The sequence below is a fragment of the Streptomyces torulosus genome (assembly GCF_001419765.1).
GTDB lineage: Bacteria > Actinomycetota > Actinomycetes > Streptomycetales > Streptomycetaceae > Streptomyces > Streptomyces torulosus.
Genome location: NZ_LIRK01000260.1, coordinates 1 through 4251 on the forward strand (window position 1 = coordinate 1; position 4251 = coordinate 4251).

The 4251-nt window shown below is 70.8% G+C and carries 4 protein-coding genes; 2 read left to right on the top strand and 2 right to left on the bottom strand.

What is annotated here, in order from left to right; genetic code table 11:
- On the top strand, nt 1-1309 hold a 1309-nt coding region (locus AOK23_RS18710), incomplete at its 5' end, for a jacalin-like lectin (protein ID WP_055713838.1).
- Between the two features lie 85 nt (nt 1310-1394).
- Here AOK23_RS18710 and AOK23_RS18715 read toward each other — a convergent pair.
- Together AOK23_RS18715 and AOK23_RS18720 are read right to left on the bottom strand one after the other, a co-directional pair.
- On the bottom strand, nt 1395-1688 hold the full coding sequence (locus AOK23_RS18715; RefSeq protein ID WP_055713839.1) for a putative quinol monooxygenase: 294 nt from the start codon (nt 1686-1688) through the stop codon (nt 1395-1397).
- Nucleotides 1689-1978: 290 nt separating this feature from the next.
- Complete coding sequence (locus AOK23_RS18720; protein ID WP_055713840.1) at nt 1979-2941, bottom strand: carbohydrate kinase family protein; 963 nt, start codon at nt 2939-2941, stop codon at nt 1979-1981.
- A gap of 261 nt (nt 2942-3202) precedes the next feature.
- Here AOK23_RS18720 and AOK23_RS18725 point away from each other — a divergent pair, with 261 nt between their 5' ends.
- Nucleotides 3203-4225 (top strand): sugar ABC transporter substrate-binding protein, encoded by a 1023-nt coding sequence (locus tag AOK23_RS18725; RefSeq protein WP_055713841.1) that lies wholly within the window; start codon nt 3203-3205, stop codon nt 4223-4225.
- Nucleotides 4226-4251 lie beyond the last annotated feature (26 nt).

Below are 4251 nucleotides of genomic sequence, written 5' to 3' on the forward strand. Positions count from 1 at the left end.
CCTCGGCGGAGGGGGCGGCCACGGTGAGCCCGCCGAGGCCGCCGCGGCCGCCGACTCCGGCACCTTCAACGTCCTCAGCTACAACGTCGCGGGCCTGCCCGAGGCGATATCCAGCGCACCGACGCCCCGCGAGTCCAGCACCACGACGATCGGTCAGCGGATCGCGTCGTACGACGTGGTCCACGCCCAGGAGGACTTCAACTACCACGCCCTCCTCTACGCCGCCGACACCGCGCACCCGTACCGCACTCCCACCAGCGGCGGCGCCGGCGTCGGCAGCGGTCTCAACTCGCTCTCGAAACTCCCCTACGACGAGGACGACTTCGAGCGGGTGCGCTGGAACAACTGCACCTTGGGCTCGGGCGACTGCCTGACCCCCAAGGGCTTCACCTTCATGCGCGAGCGTCTCGCCGAGGGCGTCTACGTCGACTTCTACAACCTGCACACCAACGCCGGCACCAACGACGACGACCTCGCCGCCCGCAGGGCCAACCTCAGCCAGCTCACCGACTTCATCGCCTCGCACTCCGCGGGCAACGCCGTCGTGGTCATGGGTGACACCAACACCCGGTACACCCGCTCCGGCGACACCATCGCCGAGTTCGCCGCCGCCAACGGCCTCACCGACCCGTGGGTCAAGCTGATCCGCGGTGGCGTGGCCCCCGCGAAGGGCAGTGACGCCCTGGTCTGCGACCAGACGGGGACGACCGTGCCCAACACCTGCGAGGTCGTCGACAAGATCCTCTACCGGGGCAGCAAGCTCGTCTCGCTGAACGCGACGCGCTACAACAACGAGCACGCCAAGTTCCTCACCGACGGCGGTCTGATGCTCTCCGACCACGACCCGCTCACGGTGGACTTCTCCTGGTCGCGCAACGCCGCCTTCCAGCTCAGCGACCAGTTCGGCGGGCCGCACGGGGACTACTTCAACGACATCGGCAGCGTGCCGGCCGGGGCCCGTGCCACCACCGTCGCCCTGCGCGCCGGTTCCCGCGTGGACCAGCTGAGCCTCACCCTCGCGAACGGCACCACGCTCACCCACGGCGGCACCGGGGGCACCGCGTCCTCCCTCACGCTGGGCAGCGGCGAGTACCTCGCCTCGGCCACCCTGTGTCAGGGCCAGAAGGACGGCCGCACCCGGATCTTCTCCGCCAAGTTCACCACCAACCAGGGCCGCACCCTGACCGGGGGCACCACCACCTCGACATGTGTGACGCGCACGGCACCGTCGGGCTGGCAGATCGCCGGCTTCCACGGCCGCGCGGGCGACGAGGCCGACAAGATCGGCTTCATCTACACCCAGCGCTGACCCGGACGACCGGCGGCACACCTCGTCCCGGGCGGGTCGACCCGACCCGCCCGGGGCACCCTGCGGCCCACCGCGCCCGGCCCGGTCACGCCAGCGGGTCGAGGAACGTGAGCACGGAGGCGTCCTCCTCGATCAGCGGCGCGAGCGCGGCGTTGAACGGGCCGCCGTAGGGGGCGTTCAGATGGGCCTGGAAGGCGTCCTCGTCCCGGTACACCTCGAAGATCCAGAAGGCGCGCGGTGCGGCCGCCTTGGTGTAGACGTCGAAGGCAAGGTTGCCTTCCTCCTCGCGCACCTTCAGGGCGTACTCCCCGATCATGCGGGCCACCTCGTCCCGCGCGCCCTCACGGGCGGTGAACTCGGCGAGCAGGGTCTTCTTCACGATGGCGTGTCCTTGTCGTTCCAGGGGTGAGTGTCGCGTACGAGGCCCGCGCCCACGGCCCCAACCAGGGGCCGGAACCGCACACTTATGGCGTTTCGTCCACGGCGCGAGCCTGTCGTCGCCGGACCCGGGCAGGGGCCGTCGCCACCGCCCCGGCCAGGGTGTTCATCCCGACCGGGCGCACCCGTCGGCCGATGTCATCGATGACATCGAGTGGCCCGATGATGGGCGAGATCCGGTGGGCACGTCAACGGCCCGCGGGGAATCGCCCGCACGGCCCGCTCCGCGGCTCAGGCGCCCGCGGCGGGCGCGAGCTGCTCCAACCGCTCCCGCCACGGCGGATTGGGGCCCGCGACCGAGCAGGTCAGGGCCGCCACCCGGGCGCCGAACCGGCACGCCTCGGCGACCTCGTCGAGACCGACCCCGTCCAGTCGGCCACCGAGCAGGCCGAGGGTGCCGAGGTGGTGCAGGAGGCCGGCCGTGAAGGAGTCGCCCGCACCGACCGTGTCGACGACGCGGGTGGCCACCGCGGGCACCCGCACCCGTTCGCCGTCGAGCGAGGCCAGGGCTCCGTCGGCGCCGAGGGTGATCACGACGAGCCGTACCCCCGCGGCATGCCAGGTGTCGCAGACCCCCTCGGGCGAGATGCCCGGCAGCAGCAGTTCCAGGTCGTCCGAGCTCAGCCGCAGGATGTCGGTGAGTGCGCACCAGCGCGCCAGCCGGGCGCGGTAGACCTCGGGGTCCACCAGCAGCGGCCGGACGTTGGGGTCGATGCTGACGGTGGCCTGCGCGGCCGTCGCCTCCAGGAACCGTTCCACCACCGCCCCGCCGGGCTCGCGGACCAGGGCCAGCGAGCCGGTGTGCACACAGGCCGTCCCGGACAGGTCCACCCGGGCCAGTTCCGCCGAGGTCCACTGCCAGTCGGCGGTGTTCTGGGCGTGGAACGAGAACGCGGCCTGCCCGGTGGCGTCCAGTTCCGCCACCGCCAGCGTGCTGGGCTCCGGGGCGGCGACGGCGTACGAGAGGTCGACGCCGGACGCCTCCAGGTGCCCCCGGAACAGCCGGCCGAACACGTCCCCCGACAGGCGGGCGAGGAAGCGGGCCGGGGTCCCGAGCCGGGCCAGGGCCACGGCCGTGTTCGCGGGTCCGCCGCCGGGCAGCACCCGCAGAGCGAGTTCATCGGGAGCGTGGGCCGGCTCGGTGAAGGCGTCCGCGACGCACTCTCCCAGCACAGTGATCCGACTCGGGCTCATGGGCTGCTCTCTCTCGAAGAAGGCTCGGAAGGACCGGGCGAAACCACCGGCGCGGCGACAGGGGGCTCACCGGCCGTACGGAGACGACGGCTTCGGACGTTGCCGATTTGTGACGGGTGGAAGGCATTGACGTTGCCCGGATCCGGAGTCCATCATCCTCGCCATGCAGTGTCAACGATGACATAAGTCAACGATGACACCCGGGGCGGCATGCTCCGATCACCCAGCCCCGTGCCGCTCGCTATCCCACAGGAGTCGATCATGTCTCGCACCACTCGTCTGTCCTCCTCCCTCCTCAGGGCGGCCGCGGTCACGGGCGTCGCGGCCCTCACGCTGACGGCCTGCGGCTCCGGCTCCGGTTCGGACTCCTCCTCCTCGGGTTCCGGCTCCGGAACCGTCAAGGTCGGCCTGATCACCAAGACCGACACCAACCCGTTCTTCGTGAAGATGAAGGAGGGCGCGGAGAAGGCCGCCAAGGAAAACGGCGCCGAACTGTCCACCGCGGCAGGCAAGTTCGACGGGGACAACGCCGGTCAGGTCACCGCTCTGGAGAACATGGTCGCCGCCGGTGTGAAGGGCATCCTGATCACGCCGAGCGACTCCAAGGCGATCGTCCCCGCGATCGAGAAGGCCCGCGCCAAGGGCGTCCTGGTCATCGCGCTGGACACCCCGACCGACCCGGAGAGCGCCGTCGACGCCCTCTTCGCCACCGACAACCTCAAGGCCGGCGAGCTGATCGGCGAGTACGCCAAGGCCGCGATGAAGGGCAAGAAGGCGAAGATAGCCACCCTCGACCTGGCGCCGGGCGTCTCGGTCGGCGTCCAGCGGCACGACGGGTTCCTGAAGGGCTTCGGCGCCTCGGACAAGGACGTCGTCTGCGCCCAGGACACGGGCGGCGACCAGGCCAAGGGCCAGACCGCGATGGAGAACTGCCTGCAGAAGGCCCCCGACATCAACGTCGTCTACACCATCAACGAGCCGGCTGCCCTCGGCGCCTACACCGCGCTGAAGGCCAAGGGCCGCGAGAAGGACGTGCTGATCGTCTCCGTCGACGGCGGCTGCACCGGCACCCAGGCGGTCAAGGACGGCAAGATCGCCGCGACGTCGCAGCAGTACCCGCTGAAGATGGCCGCCGAGGGCGTGAAGGCCGTCGTGACGTTCGCCAAGGACGGCAAGAAGGCGTCCGGTTACACCGACACCGGCGTCACGCTGATCACCGACAAGGCGCAGGACGGGGTCGCGTCGAAGGACACCGGCTACGGCCTGGAGAACTGCTGGGGCTGAGCCCCGCCCCCGGGACCGTATGACCC